General features: G+C 60.5%; 18 protein-coding genes and 2 pseudogenes. 6 read left to right on the top strand and 14 right to left on the bottom strand.

Features of this window, described 5'->3' with window-relative positions:
- Positions 1–19: 19 nt before the first annotated feature.
- Positions 20–3,907: a hypothetical protein gene (locus ACLH0H_RS19935; protein WP_411379326.1), complete on the top strand. Its 3,888-nt coding sequence runs from the start codon at positions 20–22 to the stop codon at positions 3,905–3,907.
- Between the two features lie 131 nt (positions 3,908–4,038).
- Here the strand turns inward: ACLH0H_RS19935 and ACLH0H_RS19940 are convergent.
- Positions 4,039–4,344 (bottom strand): annotated as a pseudogene (locus ACLH0H_RS19940) (hypothetical protein); the annotation flags it as partial.
- A 135-nt stretch (positions 4,345–4,479) separates the two neighbouring features.
- Positions 4,480–6,096: an NADP-dependent glyceraldehyde-3-phosphate dehydrogenase gene (locus ACLH0H_RS19945; protein WP_411379327.1), complete on the bottom strand. Its 1,617-nt coding sequence runs from the start codon at positions 6,094–6,096 to the stop codon at positions 4,480–4,482.
- Positions 6,097–6,233: 137 nt separating this feature from the next.
- On the opposite strand from ACLH0H_RS19945, the gene ACLH0H_RS19950 reads away from it, so the two are divergent.
- Complete coding sequence (locus tag ACLH0H_RS19950; RefSeq protein WP_411379328.1) at positions 6,234–7,127, top strand: Dyp-type peroxidase; 894 nt, start codon at positions 6,234–6,236, stop codon at positions 7,125–7,127.
- 66 nt (positions 7,128–7,193) lie between these two features.
- Here ACLH0H_RS19950 and ACLH0H_RS19955 read toward each other — a convergent pair whose 3' ends face one another.
- Positions 7,194–7,916 carry a carbonic anhydrase gene (locus ACLH0H_RS19955; RefSeq protein ID WP_411379329.1) on the bottom strand — a complete coding sequence of 241 codons (723 nt, stop codon included), beginning with the start codon at positions 7,914–7,916 and terminating at the stop codon, positions 7,194–7,196.
- Positions 7,917–8,082: 166 nt separating this feature from the next.
- Here ACLH0H_RS19955 and ACLH0H_RS19960 point away from each other — a divergent pair.
- Positions 8,083–8,736: pseudogene (locus ACLH0H_RS19960) on the top strand (MFS transporter); the annotation flags it as partial.
- Positions 8,737–8,745: 9 nt separating this feature from the next.
- Here the strand turns inward: ACLH0H_RS19960 and ACLH0H_RS19965 are convergent.
- Positions 8,746–9,267, bottom strand: coding sequence for a DUF3087 family protein (locus tag ACLH0H_RS19965; protein WP_411379330.1), 522 nt, complete (start codon positions 9,265–9,267; stop codon positions 8,746–8,748).
- Between the two features lie 113 nt (positions 9,268–9,380).
- On the opposite strand from ACLH0H_RS19965, the gene ACLH0H_RS19970 reads away from it, so the two are divergent.
- Together ACLH0H_RS19970 and ACLH0H_RS19975 are read left to right on the top strand one after the other, a co-directional pair.
- Positions 9,381–9,557: a hypothetical protein gene (locus tag ACLH0H_RS19970; RefSeq protein ID WP_411379331.1), complete on the top strand. Its 177-nt coding sequence runs from the start codon at positions 9,381–9,383 to the stop codon at positions 9,555–9,557.
- Positions 9,558–9,578: 21 nt separating this feature from the next.
- The gene (locus tag ACLH0H_RS19975) at positions 9,579–9,779 is read left to right on the top strand and encodes a DUF6021 family protein (protein ID WP_076950811.1); all 201 of its coding nucleotides are present in this window, start codon (positions 9,579–9,581) and stop codon (positions 9,777–9,779) included.
- A gap of 31 nt (positions 9,780–9,810) precedes the next feature.
- Here ACLH0H_RS19975 and ACLH0H_RS19980 read toward each other — a convergent pair whose 3' ends face one another.
- Positions 9,811–10,047 carry a DUF6555 family protein gene (locus ACLH0H_RS19980; protein WP_186689800.1) on the bottom strand — a complete coding sequence of 79 codons (237 nt, stop codon included), beginning with the start codon at positions 10,045–10,047 and terminating at the stop codon, positions 9,811–9,813.
- A gap of 258 nt (positions 10,048–10,305) precedes the next feature.
- Here ACLH0H_RS19980 and ACLH0H_RS19985 point away from each other — a divergent pair, with 258 nt between their 5' ends.
- A complete protein-coding gene (locus ACLH0H_RS19985) occupies positions 10,306–11,058 on the top strand; it encodes an outer membrane beta-barrel protein (protein ID WP_411379332.1) in 753 nt (250 codons plus the stop codon).
- 87 nt (positions 11,059–11,145) lie between these two features.
- On the opposite strand, the gene ACLH0H_RS19990 is transcribed toward ACLH0H_RS19985, so the two are convergent.
- From ACLH0H_RS19990 to nuoG, 9 genes are all read right to left on the bottom strand, one after another.
- Positions 11,146–11,460 carry a helix-turn-helix domain-containing protein gene (locus ACLH0H_RS19990; protein WP_411379333.1) on the bottom strand — a complete coding sequence of 105 codons (315 nt, stop codon included), beginning with the start codon at positions 11,458–11,460 and terminating at the stop codon, positions 11,146–11,148.
- 423 nt (positions 11,461–11,883) lie between these two features.
- A complete protein-coding gene (gene nuoN / locus ACLH0H_RS19995) occupies positions 11,884–13,347 on the bottom strand; it encodes an NADH-quinone oxidoreductase subunit NuoN (protein WP_411379334.1) in 1,464 nt (487 codons plus the stop codon).
- A 7-nt stretch (positions 13,348–13,354) separates the two neighbouring features.
- Positions 13,355–14,887: an NADH-quinone oxidoreductase subunit M gene (gene nuoM / locus ACLH0H_RS20000; RefSeq protein ID WP_010209575.1), complete on the bottom strand. Its 1,533-nt coding sequence runs from the start codon at positions 14,885–14,887 to the stop codon at positions 13,355–13,357.
- Positions 14,888–14,942: 55 nt separating this feature from the next.
- Positions 14,943–16,796: an NADH-quinone oxidoreductase subunit L gene (gene nuoL / locus ACLH0H_RS20005; protein ID WP_411379335.1), complete on the bottom strand. Its 1,854-nt coding sequence runs from the start codon at positions 16,794–16,796 to the stop codon at positions 14,943–14,945.
- Complete coding sequence (gene nuoK, locus ACLH0H_RS20010) at positions 16,793–17,101, bottom strand: NADH-quinone oxidoreductase subunit NuoK (protein WP_003174727.1); 309 nt, start codon at positions 17,099–17,101, stop codon at positions 16,793–16,795. Before nuoK ends, nuoL begins: the two co-directional genes overlap by 4 nt.
- 2 nt (positions 17,102–17,103) lie before the next feature.
- Positions 17,104–17,607 (bottom strand): NADH-quinone oxidoreductase subunit J, encoded by a 504-nt coding sequence (gene nuoJ, locus ACLH0H_RS20015; RefSeq protein ID WP_057721781.1) that lies wholly within the window; start codon positions 17,605–17,607, stop codon positions 17,104–17,106.
- A gap of 9 nt (positions 17,608–17,616) precedes the next feature.
- The gene (nuoI, locus tag ACLH0H_RS20020) at positions 17,617–18,165 is read right to left on the bottom strand and encodes an NADH-quinone oxidoreductase subunit NuoI (RefSeq protein ID WP_076950807.1); all 549 of its coding nucleotides are present in this window, start codon (positions 18,163–18,165) and stop codon (positions 17,617–17,619) included.
- Positions 18,166–18,176: 11 nt separating this feature from the next.
- Positions 18,177–19,184, bottom strand: a complete 1,008-nt coding sequence (nuoH, locus tag ACLH0H_RS20025) for an NADH-quinone oxidoreductase subunit NuoH (RefSeq protein ID WP_411379336.1) — start codon at positions 19,182–19,184, stop codon at positions 18,177–18,179.
- Positions 19,181–21,895, bottom strand: a complete 2,715-nt coding sequence (nuoG, locus tag ACLH0H_RS20030; RefSeq protein ID WP_411379337.1) for an NADH-quinone oxidoreductase subunit NuoG — start codon at positions 21,893–21,895, stop codon at positions 19,181–19,183. Before nuoG ends, nuoH begins: the two co-directional genes overlap by 4 nt.
- Positions 21,896–21,987: the final 92 nt, after the last annotated feature.

A 21,987-nucleotide genomic window follows, 5' to 3' on the forward strand; every position in this document is an offset into this window, starting at 1 on the left:
TCCGCTCAGGAGAATCACGATGCCCACCACTCCCGTTACTGCAAAAAAAGCCGTTGCAGCCCCCTCAACGGAAAAAAAAGCCGACACCAGAAAGTCGCAGAAGGTTGTGAAGAAACCGTCAGCTTCAGCGCCGTCTGTGGCGAGTTCAACAGCAGTGCCCGCAAAAAAAAAACGCCCTCCACGCAAACCTGTCAAACCGCAGCGGGTTGAGGACCTGGGCTCCCCGTATCCGGTGCCCGCGCAGGTCATACCGGTTCAGGGGGCCGCCTATGGTCTGGGTCGTCGTCATATCGAGGATGGATTGACTTACGTCTTCGAGCGCTGGTTTGATTGTAACGTAGGTGATGAGTATGCAATCTGGATGAACGGCATATTAATGGCGACCGAGCGAGTCACCACGGCCAATGAAGACGATCTACGTTTCTTTCTGGTCATTCCTCGTACGAGCCTGCTGTTGTATTTTGTCGAAGACGTCTTTGGTCAGGTCACCCGGGTCGCCACCGGTTCGATCAGTACGTCAGTACCTCAGCGCATCTTGATTCTGAACACGCTGCCAGGCGGGGAGGGGAACTGTGATGGGACTTATCACCGTGGTCTGACCTTCGAACTCTCCGACACATTTGTCGATGCTGTCGTCGCCGCTCGTGGTGTAACGGTCACCATCCGAAAGTGGGAGAACATGCGGGTCAATGACCTGGTGATGTTTTTCTGGGGTGGGGAACGTTTTGATGCTCTGCCACCCATCCGTAAAGACCAGGTCGGTCTTGATCTGATTTTTACCATCGACCATGTTTTTCTGGAGGCTGTGGGAAGCGGCCATTTTGTGGTGCAGTTCTATTTGTATGACGAAGTGCTGGATGTGTCAGGCCCGTGCCATCGGTGGAGCAAGCCGATCTCGGTCGACGTGGACCTTGACCTGACATTATTGATGGAGCCGGAGATCGTCGAGGCAGATCCCGTTACACAAATCCTGGACGCTGATGCATTGCACAACCTGCCGGGCACTGGGTCGGTGTTGATTTCCAACCGTGATCCAAACTTCATCGCGTCGGATTTCATTCTCTGGAAGGTGTCGGGCACTACCGTGGAGGGCGAGGAGGTAAGTTACAGCTTTCGTAAACAGGTCCAATTGCGTACCTACAACGATGTTCCGATCTCCAATCCGATTATTCGCTTACTGATCGAGAGCACGATCAAAATCATGTATTACCGGGAGCGGGGAATGCTGCCTTCCAGGGCTTCCGTCTATACGGTGGCCGGTGCCCGCTACCTATTGCCCAAACCCGATGTGCTTCAGCGCGAAGGGCCGTTCGTTCCCGCAGATTTACCTTACATGACGGTGGCGATGCCTGACTATCAAGGCAACGCAGGCGATGATTTGCGAGTCGATCTCGTGGCCGAAAAGCTGGACGGCACTCTGAAGCGCGAATTCAGTCACCGGGCTGCTGGCGCTCACCCGCGTCTTCGTGATTTTTTGAACGCGCTGTATGCGCCCTTTGAAGGGCTGCGCAATACGCGGGTCTATTACAAGGTGACGGGCCCGGCGACTGTACGGGAATCCGCGCGTCGCTACGTCCAGATCGGCAAGCCGGCACCCACTTTGGTCACACCGCGTATCCAGGAGGCGGATCACAATCGTAATATCGACCCCAACACGATTGGCAGTGTCGCTACCTTTGAGGCGCGCACAGAGTTCAGGGCCGGCGACGAAGTCATCATCACGTACGTGGGCTCAGTGACGGGAGTCAGCACTGTGCCCTATGTACTCGCGGTGGATTCCAATCCTTTCCTCGCAGATATCCCCAGAAAGCTGATCGAGGATAACCTGAACGGCACGCTTCGCGTCAACTATGTGCGTACACGGTTCGGCGTCAGTGAACTGTCCGGGGAGGAGATCTACACCATCGGTCAGGCACTGGGCGCATTGTTCTTGCCTGAAGTAGTGGAAGCGACGACGGCGCCTGATGAACTTGATCCGTACCGGGTTGTGCTTGCCGGGGCCACGGTGCGGTGTCGCTATGACGAGCCCAGGGACGGTGACAAAGTGGAAGTATGCTGGTGTGGCCTGGCAGGTGGTGGAACCCACTTTGAAACCAGGGACGCCAACAGCGGCGACCCTCATGTCGACGTCACTGTTCCGCCTGAAGCCATTGGCTACAATATTCACCCCTTCGGCCGTGATATCGCTGTTTCGTTCAAGGTGATTCGCAATGGTTTTCCCAACGACTCACCGGTGCTTACACTGAAGCTGCTCACCCTGTCTCATGTGCCTGGCGCAACGATCGATAGCATCGGTGACAGCGCCATTCTTGAGATTCCCCGGCTGAATGACCTTGACCAGACGCGAGTCTTGCCCTGGCCCTATGCTGCGGTTGGACAACGCATGTATCTGCGCTACAAAGGCACGTTGAAGGGGGATATGCCTTATGAGGAAGACACGTTCGTGGCGCGTGCCGCGACGCTTGCGGACGTAACGGCCGGGCCTGCGCCTTACACGCCCGTCGGCAGGCTGCGTAATTTGAAAGAGTGGACGGCCCTGACAATTGAGTTTGGCGCGACGTTCAATCACAGCAGTGATACCGGCGACATCGTATGGTTCGACACGCGTCACCATATGGTCCAGACCGAACCCAACATATTTCCCCATCCGGAAATCAAGTACTCGACTCCGCCCAGTGGTTCGGAGGTGATCATTCATCCCCTGACCGTTGAAAACAAATGCCAGGTGCTGGTGACCTACCCCAATATGAATCAGGGTGGGACGGATATGATCACCTTGTGGTGGATACTTGCGGACGGTACGCCGATTGAGATCGGTACTCTACCAGGCCTGGCGGGTGGTACGGTCACCTTCAATGTCGGCAATGACGTGGTTGGGCGGAGTATCTTCAGTACGATCCAGCTGCAGTACGAAGTAATTTTGGGGCGCGGCGGGGACGGTTCTTCGGACGTGCAAAAAGTGCATGTGCAGGCGATTCCACAGGGTAGCTTGCCAAGAGCCTTAATCAATCGAATTGCCCATGGTGGGAGCATAAACCCTGCCGGCTTGACGAGCGACGCGATGCTGGCAATGGCCAAGTGGGCTTATAGCGGTGAAGACCAGTTTGCCTGGCTGAAGCTTTCGGCCCCCGGAGCGACCCCGCAGGATCTGTTGGTCGCGCACAATGTGACGGCAAATGAAGCGGCTAACGGTTTCGCGAATATTCGCGTGCTGCGCAGTTGGCTGCTGTCCATCCCGAACAATCGTACTTTGACGGTTACGCCCCACATTAACTTCGCCAAACAGGCTGACAAGTCCAGGGCAGTGGCCTTTCCTCCGACTCAGTATCAGATCAACACTACTACAGCGCTGGTCTTCAACGCGTCCACGGTTTACCTGGACCGGCAGACTTACTTGCTCGCTGGCTATAACGTGTTTCCGGCGTTTGGGCCGGGTAACCAGGTGCAGCATCAGGCGTCGGGAGGAACACGGCCTTACACCTATTCAGGGTCCAACGGCAGCGTAATTCATGTGGACAGTGGGTCGGGGCTGGTACAAGTGCGTGGGAACGGTTCTGCGGTAGTCAGCGTTCGTGACTCATCCGTGCCGGCCCAGACGCGCAGCTACACCGTCGTCGTCAGAGGTGTAATTTGGGTCCAGGGGTTAGGCAGAAATACATTTGGCAATATTCGAGCCGCAGCCAATAACGCCGGAGTTCGCCTGCCCAGCCTTGATGAAGCTCGCGCCCTGCACGCCGCGTATGGTAATAGCTGGCCGATGGGCTTTGCCAACTATTGGACGGGCACATTCTCCCACTCGTTCTTTTTCAGTAATTACTATTACACGGTGAACCTCAACACGGGAGAAACGCTGACGGGCAAGGACAGCGTCGTTGGCGATCACTGCAATGGTGTCGGGCTCAGGTAGGCTCGCACACCGGGAGAGGAACGGGAGGGTCTCAGGGTGAGCCGCTCCCGTTTTTATCTGGACGCGTGCTACGTCAAATTTTCCATCGGTTTGCATTGCGCCTCGCGCCATCGCTGTTCATCTCGCGGATCGGCATACAGCGGCAGGACAAAGGAAAATGCCAGGGCCAGGGCGATGCCGATCAGGATATCCACGGTGCGCCATAACCCATCCGACAGCGGGTTGTCGCCGTGGCCGGCGACGATGAATACGGTGATCGCCGACAACAGCGCGGTGTACCCGCCCTTGCCGATGGCGCGATAGGAAAAGAACCCGCACACCACCGACATCAGCAGGTAGGTCAAAAGCGGTTGGCCGACGTAGGTTCCTGTACCGTCAGCAGCACGGCGGTAGGGGGCGAGCAGGGGGCGTAACAGGCGCCGGGCGAAGAAGGGCATCGATAAGAAGGGGGGTCTCGGTCTGAATTGTGGGAGCGGGCTTGCTCGCGATAGCGGTGGATCAGTCAGCCCCTGTGTGACTGAAAAACCGGATTCGCGATCAAGCCCGCTCCCACATTTTGCTCTGTGGTGTTTTTAGAAAATGTAGTCGGTTGTCAGGAAACTCGAATCGCGGTTGCGCAATATGTCACTGACCAGCGCCTTGTTGCTCTCCTGGAACTTGGTGGCCACCAGGGTGCGGATCGAGAACACGCGCAACGCGTCATGTACCGACAGCGTGCCCTCGGCTGAGTTCTTGCGCCCGTTGAACGGGAAGGTGTCCGGGCCGCGCTGGCACTGGGCGTTGATGTTGATCCGGCCGACCTGGTTGGCGAAGGTGTCCACCAGGCGCCCGATGACTTGCGGGTTGGTGCCGAAGAGGCTCAATTGCTGGCCGAAATCGGAGTCCAGCACATAGTCGATCACCTTGTCCAAATCACGGTAGGGCACGATCGGTACCACCGGGCCGAACTGTTCCTCGTGGTACACGCGCATCTGCGGGTTCACTGGGTACAGCACCGCCGGATAGAAGAACGAACCGCGGCTTTCTCCGCCATGGTCATTCACCACCCTGGCGCCGTGCTGCGCCGCATCGGCCACCAACGCATTGAGGTAATCCACCTTGCCCATTTCGGGCAGGGGCGTCAGCGCCACGCCGTCGTCCCAGGGCATGCCGGGTTTGAGCGTGGCGAGCTTGGTGTTGAATTTCTGGATAAACGACTCGACCACGTCTTCGTGCACGAACAGGATCTTCAACGCGGTGCAGCGCTGGCCATTGAACGACAAGGAACCGGTGAGGGCTTCGCTGACGGCATTGTCCAGGTCCACCTCAGGCAGCACGATGCCGGGGTTTTTCGCATCCAGGCCCAGCGCCGCGCGCAGGCGGTGCGGCTTGGGGTGCAGTTTTTTCAGGTCGCTGGCGGCCTTGTTGGTGCCGATAAACGCAAAGATGTCGATCTTGCCGCTGGCCATCAGCGCGCTGACGGTTTCGCGGCCGCTGCCGTAGATCACGTTGATCACCCCGGCGGGGAAGCTGTCGCGGAACGCTTCCAGCAACGGGCGAATCAGCAGCACGCCGAGTTTGGCCGGCTTGAACACCACGGTGTTGCCCATGATCAACGCCGGGATCAGCGTGGTGAAGGTTTCGTTCAGCGGGTAGTTGTAGGGGCCCATGCACAAGGCCACGCCCATCGGTACGCGGCGGATCTGGCCAAGGGTGTCCTGTTCCAGCTCGAAGCGGCTGCTGCGGCGGTCGAGTTCCTTCAGGGCATTGATGGTGTCGGTTATGTAGTCGCAGGTACGGTCGAATTCTTTCTGGGAGTCCTTGAAGTTCTTGCCGATTTCCCACATCAGCAGCTTGACCACCGCGTCGCGCTGTTCACGCATGCGTCTTAAAAAAGCCTCGACGTGCTGAATGCGCTCAACCACGCGCATCGTCGGCCATTCACCCTGGCCGCGGTCATAGGCGCGCACGGCGGCGTCCAGGGCGGTGAGGGCCATCTCGGCATCCAGCAGCGGCGTGCTGCCGATATGCACGCGCTCGTCGCCCAGTTGCACCGGGCTTTGCACGTCGGCCAGTGGACCGTTCCACACGCGTAGTTGACCGTCGACCAGGTAATCGCGCTGTTCTATAGGCGCTCCCAGCTGGAATTGCGCGGGAATGTCGGCGGCCGAGGCGGGAAACAGCTGGGCGAGCAGGTTGCTGGTGGTCATGTCGCTACCCCTGGAATAGTTGCAAAACATGACTAGAGAGTCACCCAACACGAGGCTCCATGGCAAGGCTTGCGCGCTTTCTTGTACGCCCTGCGGTGGGCTTGGGTAAACTGCGCGGCTTTCTTGAAGGAGTTCACATGAGTCAGTACCAGCCGGGCATTCTTGCCGCACCGGTGCCGTTGCAGGCACGCCATCTGTTTTTTGCCGTGGATTCTCTGGCAGCCGTGCCCGCGGCGCTGGACGCGCTGGTGCAGTTGACCGATTCGGCGGCGGTGGTCGGTTTTGGCGAGCCACTGGTAGACGGGTTGGGTGCTCGGATTGAAGGCTTGCGTAGCTTCCCGACCGTCAGCGGACCGGGCGCGCACAACCCGTCCACCCAGCAGGCGTTGTGGGTCTGGTTGCATGGCGTGGACCGTGGTGAACTGCTGTTGCGCAGCCGCGCATTCGAAAAGGCCCTGGCCCCGGCGTTTCGCCTGGTGCAAATGACCGAGGGCTTCCGCTACAAGACCGGCTTCGACCTCACCGATTACGAAGACGGCACCGAGAACCCCCACGACGACGCGGCAGTTGCAGCCGCCCTGACCGACAGCGGCGCCAGCTTTGCCGCGATCCAGCAATGGCAGCACGACCTCGATGGCTTCGCCGCCTTGCCTGCGCAAGAGCGCGACCACATCATCGGGCGCCGCCATGGCGACAACGAAGAGCTCGACGACGCCCCCGAATCCGCCCACACCAAGCGCACCGCCCAGGAAAGCTTCACCCCTGAAGCCTTCGTGATACGCCGCTCCATGCCGTGGGCCGAGAATGGCCAGGCCGGCTTGATGTTTCTCGCGTTCGGTCACTCCTTTGATGCGTTCGAAGCACAGCTGCGCCGTATGAGCGGCCTGGAAGACGGGATTGTCGATGGTTTGTACCGCATCAGCACACCCTTGACCGGCGGTTATTACTGGTGCCCGCCGTTGAAGGACGGGCACTTGGACCTGCGCGCGATGTTCATTCCGCGAGGACCTGGCTACTTGGCCGGGCAGTGAATTGATGGTGGGAGCGGTGGTCGGTCTTCGTGGTTTTTGCAGCCGGCCATCGTGTCGTCAAGCTGACTACGCTACCCACTCCACGGCTCCGCTGTGCAGCCGATAAATACCGCCCACGATAGCGAGTTTACCGGCGGCCTGGGCATCGGCCAGCAGGCTTGATTCGGTCTTGAGACGCGCCACCGTGTCCCGGACATTTTGCGCAATGGCGTTATCCAGCAGGTCGCCGGGCGCTTTCAGGACTTTGTGCACCGACGGTTTGAGGGTGTCGACCAGGCCCTGGATTTTCCCGGGGAAGGTCACATGATCCTTGATGGCCTTCACGCCTGCCGAGATAGCGCCACAGCGGTCATGGCCGAGTACCAGGATCAGCGGCGTCCCCAGTGTTGCAACGGCGTATTCGAGGCTGGCCAACCCGTGGTCGGTGACGAAATTGCCTGCTAAACGCACGGCAAAGAGGTCGCCCAACCCGGTGTCGAAGACGAACTCGGGGGCGATCCTCGAGTCGGCGCACGCCAGTACGGCCGCAAAGGGGTGTTGACCCTCCACCAGAGGCACACGCTCAGCCATGAAGTCATGGCGTGTGCTCATGTTTGCGATGTAGCGGTTATTGCCCTCCATCAACCTGGCCAATGCGTGCTGGGGATTGGCAACCATCAAAGGCACGGAGGTTTCGCAGGCCTGCACGCTCGGCAGTTTACTGGCCAGGAACACACCGGTGCCGGCTGCGGCCAGGCGCAAGAAGTTTCGACGGGCATCGGAGGAGGTGGACTCATGAGCGTTGCGCATCGGCTGGGTTCTCGCAGGGCGAAAGAGGGAACGCCAAGGTTGCAAACAATGTCGCGCAAAAATGTAGGGTACTTCTGAGTGAACAGGGATAATCGCGCCGGGTTCGGGGTCTCCCAGCCTGAAGGCCCTGATGACCAGCGCGCCGCTGGCCCGCAGCGGCGGGGCGAGTGGCCCGCGTCCGATCTTTCTGATTCTTGCGGGCGCGTGTCTGGTGGGCGTGTGGATGGCGCGCGGCTTGCCGACGGTGGGGCATGATTTGCAGAGCACGCCGGGGCGCCGCTTCAAATGGCCGGACAGCGTGGCGGTGTGGTCGTTTATCGAAGGTGTGGCGCTCGACGGCCTGTTTATCTTCGGGCTGTCGATTCAGGCGCAAAGGCTGCTTGGCGGGGATGCGGTGTTGATTGCGGGGGGCTTGATGGCGCTGCGCTATGTCTCGGAAATGCTCCTGAGCCCTCTGGGCGGCCGCGCCGCGCAGCGTTTTGGCGCCACTTCGATGCTGCTGCTGTTTTCGTTCTTGAGCGCCCTGGCCCTGACGGCGTTTGGCAGCCACTGGGTGATTGTCGGCGCGGCGGCGGTGCTGGTACTGCGCGCGCTGCAACTGCCGCTGGTGACCACCCTGGTGGCGGAGCGCAATCCCGGTTCGATGCGCGTGTCGGCACTGGCTTCGAATGCCGTGTGGCGTGATATCGGCGCCGGTCTCGGGCCATTGCTGGCTGGCCTGCTGCTACCGATTGCCTCGGCGCCCTGGGTGTTCGGCCTGGCGGGCGCCGCCATCGCGCTGAGCGCGATGTTCTGCTGGCGGGCAAAAGCGCCCAACTGAACGGCTGGCTCAAGCAGTGTTGATGGCGGCCAGCCAGGCGGGGTCGAAGCGGGTTTGCTCGGTGTCGATCCCCAGCGCCTGCATCCTGGCCTTGTGCGCCTCGACCTCGTCGACCAATTGCGCCTGAGCGCTGGAGTTGGCATCCAGCTCGTGCATCTGCGTCAGGCCCAGGTGGTAAAAACGCAGTAGCTTGATGCCCGTCGGGTCGTTGGCTTGCACTCGCTCGGTCACCTTGTGCATCACATTGGTCACGCTCATCAGGCTGCGTTTGAGTTGCCAGCCATACACCGCCGGCGCCAGCCAAGCCTGGGTCCAGAACGGCCCGCGCACCAGGGCCAGGGTGATCAGCACCCCGGCGAAGACGCCGCCGACATTGAAACGCAAATTGTCACCACCGGGATCGCCGAACAGCATCACCGCCAGGCTCGACAACAACATGGCCAGGGCCAGGAACACCAAGGCCACGATCAGCGTGCTGCGCCGGGTCTGTTGGCGGAAGGTCACGGGATCGCAGGGTTTGAGCTCGAACATCCGAGTCGTATCTCCAGAAGGGGCGGGCATCATCTCACGCTTGGGCAAACAAGTTGAACGATGCCGCACCACGGTTTCTCTAAACCTGTGTAGACCTTTTGAGGGAAACCATCATGCCCGAATACAAGCAGCCACCGCCCGGTACGCCGGACCCGGACCGCACGCCCGGTGAAGAGGAGCGTGACAACGATGCGTTGCGCCCCAATGACCCGGCCGAACGCCAGGACGACGACATGGAACGCGTCGAGGAAAACCTGGAAAACCTCCACGACAAAGCCCGCCCGCTTTGACGTATAAACAAGGAGAACGCCGTGAGTAACACTCCGAAAGGCCCCCCTTCAGACGAGCATTCCAGCGGTAAGGATGAGCTGGGGTTTGACCCGGATTCGCCGGATGTGTCAGATCCCCAGGTTGATCCTATCGGTCCGGCCATTGCGCCGCTGGATAAGGATAAGAAAGCCAAGGATGAAAAAAAGCCGCCGTATGATCCCTTAGGCGACTTGAAGAAATAAACAAAGGCCCCGCTATCCGGCGGGGCCTTGTTTATTTGGGCGGCGTCCAATTGACGTCGGTAATCCCGTACTTCTCCGCCCACGGCCGGGTGGTTTTCTTGACTTGCTCATGACCGACACGGCCAACGCGACTGACATGAGCCACATCGGCATCCACCGCCGCCCAATGCCAGGCCTCAGCGTTGTTCATCACCTCGGCACGCACCACAAAGGACTTCGGCTCGCCGTGAAGCTGATAGTGGATGGTGTAGATTTTTGCGGTACTCATGTTGCCTCCCTGTGTTGTTATAGATGGATACGGGAGCGTCGAAAAAGGTTCATTCAAAATGACAGCCTGCATGCTGGCGCGGCATCATGACGCCTTTTATAAGGGTTTTTAGGGGCTGCACTGAAGAGAGCTGAAATAGAGCCTTCGCTGAACCGTTTTACCTTCAAGTCCGAGCGAATTATTTCGAACCTTTCGCACTAGCCGAGGTTCGAACCGGTTCCTGAATAATTTGCTCACCAGACAAGGAGATGTAAAACGATGTCCAAGCTATTCGGAAAATTCTTCAAGGGTTCCTCGCTGCTGGCGCTGGTCGCTGCGCCTGCCGTGGTGTTCGCCGCACCGTCCACCGACCCGATTTCCACCTTCGGGATCCTGGGCAGCTATAACGATTTCAAATTTGAAGGCGGCAGCGAAAGCGACAAGAGCCACATGCCCGAGGCTGGCCTGTTCTATAACTTCGGCAACAAGCTCACCGCTGAATCCGGTTTTATCTACCAGGCCGGTATCGAAGCCAAGTACGGCGAAAAGAGCGACAACAAGCTCAAGGAAGGGCAGGCTGACCTGGACCTCGGCTGGCGTGCCGCGCTGGATGCGCGCAATTTTGTCGATGTGATCGTCGGCGGCGGCTATAGCTGGACGCGTTACGAGCCCGAGATCAATGACCTCGACGTGAAGCTCACCAATAAAATGCCGTTCGCCAAGGCGGCCCTGGGCTACAACCACCAGTTCGACGATATGACCCTGCGTGTCGAAGCCGGCGCCCGCCGTTCCATCGACGGACGCACCAAACTCAAGGTGGATGACTTCGGCAGCGACACCGTTGACCTCAAGGACCGCACCAACCCCTACGCCGAAGTCAGCCTGCTGATGAACCAGAAGGGTGACTTGCCGGTGGTCGCGGGCCTGTACTACACGCGCACTGAATACAAACTTGACGGTGATTCCGCCGTGGCCGACAACACCAGGCTCAAGCGTGACGAGTATGGCTTCAAGGTCGGCATTGCGTTCTAAGCTGCCTCGGTAAACCCTGTGGGAGCGGCGGTGCGACGATTCGACTTGCTCGCTCCCACAGTTTGGTTCCGAGGCTTCTATTAAGCATCAGCCCAACGCGGCAAGCTGTGCCACGGTTTCCGGAAAACGCGCCACCAGGCGAATCAGGGTGGCTGCCTGGGCATTCGGCTTGGCCCGGCCTTGCTCCCAGTTTTCCAGCGTGCGCGTATTGGTGCGCAGGTACATGGCGAACACCGATCTGGACAGGTTGAGTTGTTGGCGCACCGCTACCACGTCCTCTGCAGTGAGCGGCTCCAGGTTCTTGAGTTGCACTTTGTGGGTGCGCAGTGTGACCTTGCCTTGGCGTTCGTTTGCCAGGGCGTCGAAGCCTTCAATCAGTTCGGAAAAGATTTCACGTTTCATCGGCTGCTCTACGTAATGTGCGTATGAGAGGGCAACCTTAGGGGCTGATCCGTCGAGCCGCATGCAGGTAATCGCTTTTTCTTACGTCTGAAAAGTCTGAGGTTAACCTTAGCTCCGCTTGAAAGGGCATTTTGGCAAACAGGTAACGTTTCCTTTCAGGCGAAGCAAATTGAATGTGGGAGCTGTCGAGCCCCGGCGAGGCTGCGAAGACGGCGGCACTGCCCACTTATTCATCGCCTGACACTCCGCATTCGCAGCTTCGCTAAAGCTCGACAGCTCCCACATTTGATCCCGGGTGTTGCCAGGTTGCGGCCGCCGCCGAGTGCTGGATAAATCGTAAAAGGGCGCAAATTAGCTATAAACCCCTTGAACGCAAAACGGCGCCCGAAGGCGCCGTTTTGTTTACAACCTCCCGCTAAGCGATCAAACGCCCAACACCGCGTGCTGCACCAGGGTGAGCAACGGTTGTGGGTACACGCCCAGGAAGAACGCGAGCAGGGCGATGGCCAGCAGCATCACGCCGCCTGCCTTCTGTTCCCAGTGCAGCTCGGCGTCCACACGGCGCAGGTTTGGTTCGATCAGGTAGAGGGTGACCATGACGCGCAGGTAGTAGAACACGCCAATGGCGGAGCCCAGTACCAACGATGCAACTAGCCACCATTCATGGGCTTCGACACCAGTCGCCACGATGTAGAACTTGCCGATAAAGCCCGCCGTCAGCGGGATACCGGCCAGCGACAGCATCATCACGGTCAGCACAGCGGTCAGGTACGGACGGCGCCAGAACAGGCCGCGGTATTCGTACAGGGCGTCGGCGTCACGGCCTTTGAACGGCGACGACATCAAGGTAATCACGCCGAACGCGCCGAGGCTGGTGATCACGTAGGTGACCAGATACACGCCCATGGCTTCCACGGCCAGGCCTTTGCTCGCCACCAGGGCGATCAACAGGTAGCCGAAGTGAGCGATGGACGAGTAACCCAGCAGGCGCTTGAGGTTGTTCTGGGTCAGGGCCAGCAGGTTACCGAACAGGATCGATGCAATGGCGATCACGGTCAGCACGTCGCTCAGCACGCCGGTGTTGGCCGCTGGCGAGATCTGGAACAAACGCACCATCACCGCAAACACGGCAACCTTCGACGCGGTCGCCAGGAACGCCGCCACCGGCGCCGGGGCGCCTTCGTACACGTCCGGGGTCCACAGGTGGAACGGCACCAGCGACAGCTTGAACGCCAGGCCGATCAGCATCATGGCCAGGCCCAGCTGGGCGATGGGCGCAGGCATGCCGGTGGCGGCCAGGGCGTGGCCGATACCGGTGAAGCTCAGGCTGCCGGCTTCGGCGTAAAGCAGGGCCATACCGAACAACAGGAACGCAGAACCTGCGGCCGACAGCACCATGTACTTGATGCCGGCTTCCAGCGAGCGCTTGTTGAAGAAGGCATACGCCACCAGGCCGTAGGTCGGGATCGACAGCAGTTCCAGGCCGATGAACAAGCCGGCCAGGTGCTGCGCGCTGACCAGCACGATACCGCCGGCCGCCGCCAGCAGGATCAACAGGTACAGCTCTTCCTTGTTGCCTGGGTAGCCGGTGCCGCCTTCGCCAAGGTAAGCGTGGGCGAGGGTGACGCAGGCCAGGGTCGCGACCAGGATCAGCGCGATGTACAGCAACGCGAAGTCATCGATCATCATCAACGGCGTGACCGCCAGCGGCGCGACCTTGAGGGCCGGGATAATCGACAGCAGGGCCAGGTTGAGACCGGCACAGGACAGCAGGAACGTTTGCGAATGATTGCGGCGCCAGGCGATCGCCAGCATCACCACCACAATGGTGAGGCTGGTGATCAGCAGCGGCGCAAGCGCGATAAAGTGTTGGATCGTGAATTCCATAGCGCTCTTACCGGGCCGAAGCGAGTTGAGAGAAGGCGGTGCCGAACCACTGCTGCACGCCATGCATCGTCGCGGCAGAAGTGTCCAGGAACGGTTGCGGATACACGCCGATGTAGATCAGCAATACCGCAAGGCCGAGCACCATGATCAGTTCGCGAGCATCCATCCCTTGCAGGACGGTGTCGGATTTGGCCGGGCCGAAGTAGGCGCGGTGGATCATGATCAGCGAGTAGACCGAACCGAACACCAGGCCGGAGGTGGCAATGGCGCTGATCCACGGCGTTTGCACGAAGGCACCCATCAGGATCAGGAACTCGCCGATGAAGTTACCGGTACCCGGCAAGCCCAGGGATGCGGCCGCGAAGAACAGGCTGATCGCCGGCAGGTACGCAATGCGCGACCACACGCCACCCATTTCACGCATGTCACGGGTATGCAGGCGCTCATACAGCTGGCCACTGAGGATAAACAGCGCAGCGGCCGACACACCATGGGCCAACATCTGGATCACCGCGCCTTGCAGCGCCAGTTGGCTGCCGGAGTAGATGCCGATCAGTACGAAACCCATGTGGGAAACGGACGAGAAGGCGATCAGGCGCTTGATGTCGGTTTGGGCGAAGGCCAGGAATGCACCGTAGAAGATCCCGATCAGACCCAGGGTCATGGCGATCGGCGCGAACTCGGCCGAGGCATTCGGGAACAGCGGCAGGGCGAAACGCAGCAGGCCGTAGGCCGCCGTCTTCAACAGAATACCCGCAAGGTCCACGGAGCCGGCAGTCGGCGCCTGGGCGTGAGCGTCAGGCAGCCAGGAGTGGAACGGCACCACCGGCAGCTTCACCGCGAACGCGATGAAGAAGCCCAGCATCAGGATGTACTCGGTGGTCAGGGACATCTTGGTCTTCAACAGGTCGGCGTAGTTGAAGGTAATTACGCCGGTGTTGTTGAAGTTGACCAGTACCAGGCCCAGGATCGCCACCAACATGATCAGGCCGGAAGCCTGGGTGAAGATGAAGAACTTGGTCGCCGCGTAGATCCGGGTTTTCTTGCCGTCCGAAGAGCTGTGACCCCAGAGCGCGATGAGGAAGTACATCGGCACCAGCATCATTTCCCAGAAGAAGAAGAACATGAACAGGTCCAGCGCCAGGAACACGCCGACGACGCCGCCCAGGATCCACATCAGGTTCAGGTGGAAGAAGCCCACGTGACGCTGGATCTCTTTCCAGGAGCAGAGTACCGAGAGGATACCCAGCAGGCCGGTCAGCAGGATCATCAACAGCGACAGACCGTCGAGGGCCAGGTGCACGTTGATGCCGAAGCGCTGGATCCACACGTGCTTGAATTCAAGCGCGAAGGTGGGATCGACGCCCGGTGCCGGAGCGAATGAATAGTCACCATGGGCCCACAGCCAGAGGCCGAGCGCGAGTTCCAGGGACATGGTCAGCAACGCAATCCAGCGGGGGAGGGTGGCGCCGAAGCGTTCACCCATCCAGCAGAGCAGGCCGCCGATAAAGGGGATCAGGATTAGCCAGGGCAGAATCATGACGGGCTCGTTTCCTTTCGCAAGTTCGCAAAGTACGCAGTGCACTTAAACATAGTCAGACCGCTACCACGACGATGGCGCCGATCACCAGAACGGCACCCGCCGCCATGGACGCTGCATACCAACGCAATTGGCCGGTCTCGCTGCGGCTCAGGGCGGTGTGACCGGCCTTGGCGGCACGCGGGATCAAACCGATGGTCTGGTCGAGCGGATCTTTACGCAGTACATGGCTGATGGCGAGGTAAGGCTTGACGAACAGTTTGTCGTAGAGCCAATCGAAGCCCCAGGCGGCGAACCACCAGGCCGACAGGAAGCGCCCGATGCCACTGTTGGCGACCGCCGTGACGAAGCGACGCTTGCCGAGGAACAGCAGGGCCGCCAGCAGGATACCGGCAATGGCGATGGCACCCGAGGCGATTTCCAGGCTGTGCTTGTCGGCGCCGCCGGCATGGCCGACGCTTTCAGGCAGCACACCGGCCAGTGGCGGGGTGATCAGGGCGCCGATGAAGGTCGACAGCACGATCAGCACCGACAGCGGCAGCCAGTGGGAAATGCCGTGGCCTGCGTGCGCTTCGGTCTTGGCTTCACCGTGGAAGGTGATGAAGATCAGACGGAAGGTGTACAGCGAGGTCATGAACGCACCCACCAGGCCTGCGTAGAGCAGGTTCTGGTTACCGCTGGCGAAGGCTTCCCAGAGGATTTCGTCTTTCGAGTAGAAACCGGCGGTCACCAACGGCAGCGCGGCGAGCGCGGCGCCACCGACGATGAAGCTGGCGTAGGCCAGCGGCAGTTTCTTCCACAGGCCGCCCATCTTGAAGATGTTCTGCTCATGGTGGCAGGCCACGATCACCGCACCGGAAGCGAGGAACAGCAGCGCCTTGAAGAACGCGTGGGTCATCAGGTGGAAGATCGCCGCGTCCCAGGCGCCGACGCCCAGGGCCAGGAACATGTAGCCGATCTGGCTCATGGTCGAGTAGGCGAGGATGCGCTTGATGTCGGTCTGCACCAGGGCAGCGAAGCCGGCCAGTACCAGGGTCACGCCGCCGACCACGCCCACCAGGTGCAGGATATCCGGCGCCAGGGTGAACAGGCCGTGGGTACGCGCGATCAGGTAGACACCGGCGGTCACCATGGTTGCGGCGTGGATCAGTGCCGACACCGGGGTAGGGCCAGCCATCGCATCCGCCAGCCAGGTTTGCAGCGGCAGTTGCGCCGATTTACCGACGGCGCCACCCAGCAGCATCAGGGTCGCCAGGGTGATCCAGAAGTCGCCGACCTGGAATTTCTGCGGTGCCAGCACCAGCAGTTCCTGGATGTTCAGCGTGCCCACCTGTTGGAACAGGATGAACAGGCCGATGGCCATGAACACGTCGCCGATGCGGGTGACGATAAACGCCTTGAGCGCCGCGTTGCCGTTATTGCGGTTGCTGTAGTAGAAACCGATCAACAGGTACGAGCACAGGCCCACGCCTTCCCAGCCGAAGTACAGGAACAACAGGTTATCGCCCAGCACCAGGAACAGCATGCTGGCGATAAACAGGTTGGTGTACGCGAAGAAGCGCGAGTAGCCCGCTTCACCGCGCATGTACCAGGACGCGAACAGGTGGATCAGGAAGCCCACACCCACCACCACGCCGAGCATGGTGATCGACAGGCCGTCGACGTAGAGGGCGAAGTTGGGCTTGAAGCCCTCCACCGACATCCACTGCCACAGCACCAGGGTGTAGTGACCGCCTTCGGGCGGCGCCACGTTGAATTGCCAGATGACATAGGCGGCAACGATCGCCGACAGGCCAATCGAGCCTACGCCAATTAAGGCTGAGACATTTTCCGACAGGCGTCCGCGAGAGAACGACAGCAGCAGGAAACCGATCAGGGGAAATACGAAAGTCAGAAAGATCATGTTCATCCGCGCATCTCACTGGCAGCGTCGATATCAAGCGTGTGGAAGCGACGATACAGTTGCAGCAGGATCGCCAGGCCGATACTGGCCTCGGCGGCTGCCAGGCTGATCACCAGGATGAACATGACTTGTCCATCCGGCTGGCCCCAACGTGCACCCGCGACAATGAACGCCAGTGCCGCGGCGTTCATCATGATTTCCAGGCTCATCAACACAAACAGAATGTTACGGCGGACCATCAGGCCGACCAGGCCAAGGCAGAACAGGATGCCGGCGACCGCCAGACCATGCTCCAAGGGGATAGCAGGCATCGTCATTGCTCCTTGGCTTCGTTGCGGCCCAAGTGGAAGGCGGTGATGGCTGCGGCGAGCAGCAGCATCGAAGCCAGTTCGACCACCAGCAGGTACGGGCCGAACAGGCTGATGCCCACGGCTTTCGCGTCCACGGTGGTGTGGCCGATGGCCTGGCCGCTCTGGTGAGCGAACAGCACATACAGCAGTTCACCCAGCAGCAATGCTGCGAGGACAACCGGGCCGAGCCAGATGCCGGGCTTGAGCCAGACGCGCTCCTGAGCGACCGAAGCCGGCCCCAGGTTGAGCATCATCACCACAAACACGAACAGCACCATGATGGCGCCGGCGTAGGCGATCACTTCCAGCACACCGGCGAACGGCGCGCCGAGTGCGAAAAAGGTCATGGCCACGGCGATCAGCGAGATGATCAGGTAGAGCAGGGCGTGCACGGGGTTGGTGTTGGTGATCACGCGAAGCGTGGACACAACTGCGATACCCGATGCGAAATAGAAAGCGAATTCCATCTTTCTTCCTTAAGGCAGCAAGCTCTTCACGTTGATTGGCTCGGCTTCGTTTTGTGCGGCGCCTTTGGGCTTACCGGCAACGGCCATACCTGCAACACGATAGAAGTTGTAATCAGGGTTTTTACCGGTACCGGATATCAGCAGATCTTCTTTCTCGTACACCAGGTCCTGACGTTTGAACTCGGCCATCTCGAAATCCGGCGTGAGCTGGATCGCGGTGGTCGGGCAGGCTTCCTCGCAGAGGCCACAGAAAATGCAGCGCGAGAAGTTGATGCGGAAGAAGTCCGGGTACCAGCGACCGTCTTCGGTTTCAGCTTTCTGCAGGGAGATGCAACCCACCGGGCACGCCACGGCGCACAGGTTGCAGGCAACGCAACGCTCTTCGCCATCGGGGTCGCGGGTCAGCACGATACGGCCGCGATAGCGCGGCGGCAGGTACACCGCTTCTTCCGGGTATTGCAGGGTGTCGCGTTTGCGAAAGCCGTGACCGAACACCATCACCAGGCTTCGCAACTGGGTACCGGTACCCTTAACGATGTCGCCAATATATTTGAACATGGGTCAAATCCTCACTGAACCGCGCCCGCTGGCGTGTTCAACAACACAACGGCAGCGGTCACCAGCAAATTGATCAGGGTCAGCGGCAGGCAGAAGCGCCAGCTGAAATCCATCACCTGGTCGTATCGTGGACGCGGAATGGAAGCGCGCAGCAGGATAAACAACATGATGAAGAACGCGGTCTTCAGGAAGAACCAGAAGAACGCCAACTGCGGCAGGATGCCGAACGGACCGTGCCAGCCGCCGAAGAACAGCGTGACCAGCAGGGCCGAGATCAAGATGATGCCGATGTACTCACCGACGAAGAACATGCCCCACTTCATGCCGGCATATTCAATGTGGTAACCGTCGGCCAGTTCCTGTTCCGCTTCCGGCTGGTCGAACGGGTGACGGTGAGTCACGGCGACGCCCGCGATGAAGAAGGTACAGAAGCCGAAGAACTGCGGAATGATGAACCACAGGTTCTGCGCCTGGTACTCGACGATATCGCGCATGTTGAACGAGCCGACCTGCACCACGATGCCCATCAGCGCCAACCCCATGAACACTTCATAGGATACGGTTTGCGCCGAGGCACGCAAGCTGCCCAGCAGGGCGAACTTGTTGTTGCTCGACCAACCGGCGAACAGCACGGCGTACACCGACAAACCGGCCATGGCGAAGAAGAACAGCAAGCCGATGTTCAGGTCCGCCACGCCCCAGGTCGGGGTGATCGGGATGACGGCAAAGGCGATCAGCAAGGCGCTCATGGCCACCACCGGCGCCAGGGTGAAGATCACCTTGTCGGCGAACGGCGGCGTCCAGTCTTCCTTGAAGAACATCTTCAGCATGTCGGCGGCGATCTGGAACATACCGAACGGGCCAACGCGGTTCGGACCGTAACGGTCCTGCCACCAGCCCAGCAGGCGACGTTCGACGAAGCTGAGCAGGGCGCCCGCAACGACCACGGCCAACAGGATCACGATGGCCTTGATGACCGAGATGATCACGTCGATCACTTCAGGGGTGAACCAGGTCATTGCGCTGCCTCCTGCAGACCGTCAACGGTTTTGCCAAAGATTGCCGCAGGAATACCGGCGATGCCTTTGGGCAATGCCACCAGGCCGGCGCCCAACGCTTCGTTGATGCGCAGCGGCAGGCGCAGGGTCTGGCCGGCCACGTTCAGGCTGAGCAGCGCACCGTCGTTGACGCCGAGGCGATCGGCTTCGGACTTGGCCAGGGACACGTAAGGCGCGGGAATGCGTTCCTGAACCGGCGCGGCCTTGGAAGAAGTCTCTTCGCTGCCGAACAGGTGGAAGAACGGCACGACCTGCCAGGTACCCTGGGCCGGGTTGAACGGACGCGGTACCGCAGCGAACCAGTTCAGCGAATCACCGCTGCTTTCGATCAGGCGGGTGCCCGGGTCGCCGGCGCGGATGTGACCACCGACTTCGTCCTGGAACTTGTTCCAGGCCTGCGGCGAGTTCCAGCCCGGCGACCAGGCGAACGGCACCTGCTGACGCGGTTCGACCGAACCCGAGTAACCTTCCATGGAGAAGGCGAACGCGGTGTCGTTATCTTGCGGGGTACGCGGTTCGTGCACGCTGATGTTGGCGCGCATGGCGGTGCGCCCGGAGTAACGCAGCGGTTCACGGGCCATTTTCAAGCCCTTGATGCGGAACGCGGCGGACGGCGCGGCATCGACGATACGCGCCAGCTGCGGCGCGCTGGCGGCGGTGGCGGCAGTCACGTGGTCGAGCTGGGTCCAGTCGATCGGCTGGTTCAGCAAGGTCGCGCGCAGGGCATGCAGCCAGCGCCAGCCTTCGTGCACCAGGATGCCGGCGTCCATGTATTTCGGATCGAACACTTGGAAGAAGCGCTGGGCGCGGCCTTCCTGGCTGACCAGGGTACCGTCGCCTTCGGCGAAGGTCGCCGCCGGCAACACCAGGTCGGCACGCTCGCTGGTGGCGGTCTTCTGGTGGTCGGCGACGATCAGGACCTTGGTCGCGTTCAGCGCAGCGTCGACCTTGGCCGCGTCGAGGCGGGTGTACAGGTCGTTTTCCAGCACCACGATGGCGTCGGCAGTGCCGTCGATCACCGCTTGCAGCGCTGCGTCCACGGACTCGCCACCGAGCATGGCCAGGCCAAGGCTGTTGGCTTCCGGCACGACCAGGCTGATGGAACCGTTCTTGTCGCGCAGCTTCAGGGCCTTGGCGATGTTGGCGGCGGCTTCGATCAGCGCCTTGGAACCCAACGAGGTACCGGCGATGATCAATGGGCGCTTGGCGGCCAGCAGGGCGTCGGCGATACGCTGGGCCAGTTCAACGGCTTCAGTGTCCAAACCTTCGACTGCCGGTGCGCTGGCGTCCAGGGCGTGAGCCACGGCGAAACCGAGACGGGCCAGGTCGTCCGGCGCCGCGTGTACGCATTCTTCGGCGATATCGTCGAGCTTGGTTTCAGCCAGGCTTGCGATAAACAGCGGGTTCAACGCGTGCTGGCCAATGTTCTTCACCGCCGCGTCGAGCCAAGGCTGTACGCGCATGGCGTCGGCCATGTCTTCGGCCTTGCCTTTGACCGACTGGCGCAGCGACAGCGCAATACGCGCGGCGGTCTGGGTCAGGTCTTCACCCAACACGAAAATCGCGTCGTGGTCTTCGATGTCGCGCATGTTCGGCACGGGCAGCGGGCTGTCATTGAGTACCTGCAGAACCAGGCGGATGCGCTCCAGCTCTGCGGCTTCGATGCCGCTGTAGAAGTGCTCGGCGCCGACCAGCTCGCGCAACGCGAAGTTACTTTCGAGGCTGGCACGTGGCGAGCCGATCCCGACGATGTTACGGCCACGCAGCAGGTCGGCGGCCTTGTCCAGCGCGGCGTCCAGGCTCAGCTTGGCGCCGTCGGCCAGCAGCGGCTGGCGTGGGCGGTCTTCGCGGTTGACATAGCCGTAGCCGAAACGGCCACGGTCGCACAGGAAGTATTGGTTGACCGAACCGTTGAAGCGGTTTTCGATACGGCGCAGTTCACCGTAGCGCTCGCCCGGCGAGATGTTGCAACCGCTGGAGCAGCCATGGCAGATGCTCGGGGCGAATTGCATGTCCCACTTGCGGTTGTAGCGCTCGGAGTGGGTCTTGTCGGTGAACACACCGGTCGGGCAGACCTCGGTGAGGTTGCCGGAGAACTCGCTTTCGAGCACGCCGTCTTCAACGCGACCGAAGTACACGTTGTCGTGGGCGCCGAACACGCCGAGGTCGGTGCCGCCGGCGTAGTCCTTATAGAAGCGCACGCAGCGGTAGCAGGCGATGCAGCGGTTCATCTCGTGGGAAATGAACGGGCCCAGTTGCTGGTTCTGGTGGGTACGCTTGGTGAAGCGATAACGGCGCTCGTTGTGGCCAGTCATCACCGTCATGTCTTGCAGGTGGCAGTGACCGCCTTCCTCACAGACCGGGCAGTCGTGGGGATGGTTGGTCATCAGCCATTCGACGACACTGGCGCGGAACGCCTTGGATTCGTCATCGTCGATGGAGATCCAGGTGTTGTCGGTGGCTGGGGTCATGCACGACATGACGATACGACCACGGGTGTCGTTCTCGTCGGTGTACTGCTTGACCGCACACTGGCGACAGGCACCGACGCTACCAAGCGCGGGGTGCCAGCAGAAATACGGGATGTCGAGGCCGAGTGACAGACATGCCTGTAACAGGTTGTCCGCCCCATCGACTTCGAGCGCTTTGCCGTCTACGTGGATAGTGGCCATGGTTCAAAGTTCTTCGTTGGCCCGTTGTCAGCGGGCGTGGCTAATGGAATCTTGTTATTCATGTGCATCTACACAGCCATCAAGGCGTCAGC

It is taken from the genome of Pseudomonas sp. MPB26, from assembly GCF_046605355.1.
Taxonomy (GTDB): Bacteria; Pseudomonadota; Gammaproteobacteria; order Pseudomonadales; family Pseudomonadaceae; genus Aquipseudomonas; species Aquipseudomonas cedrina.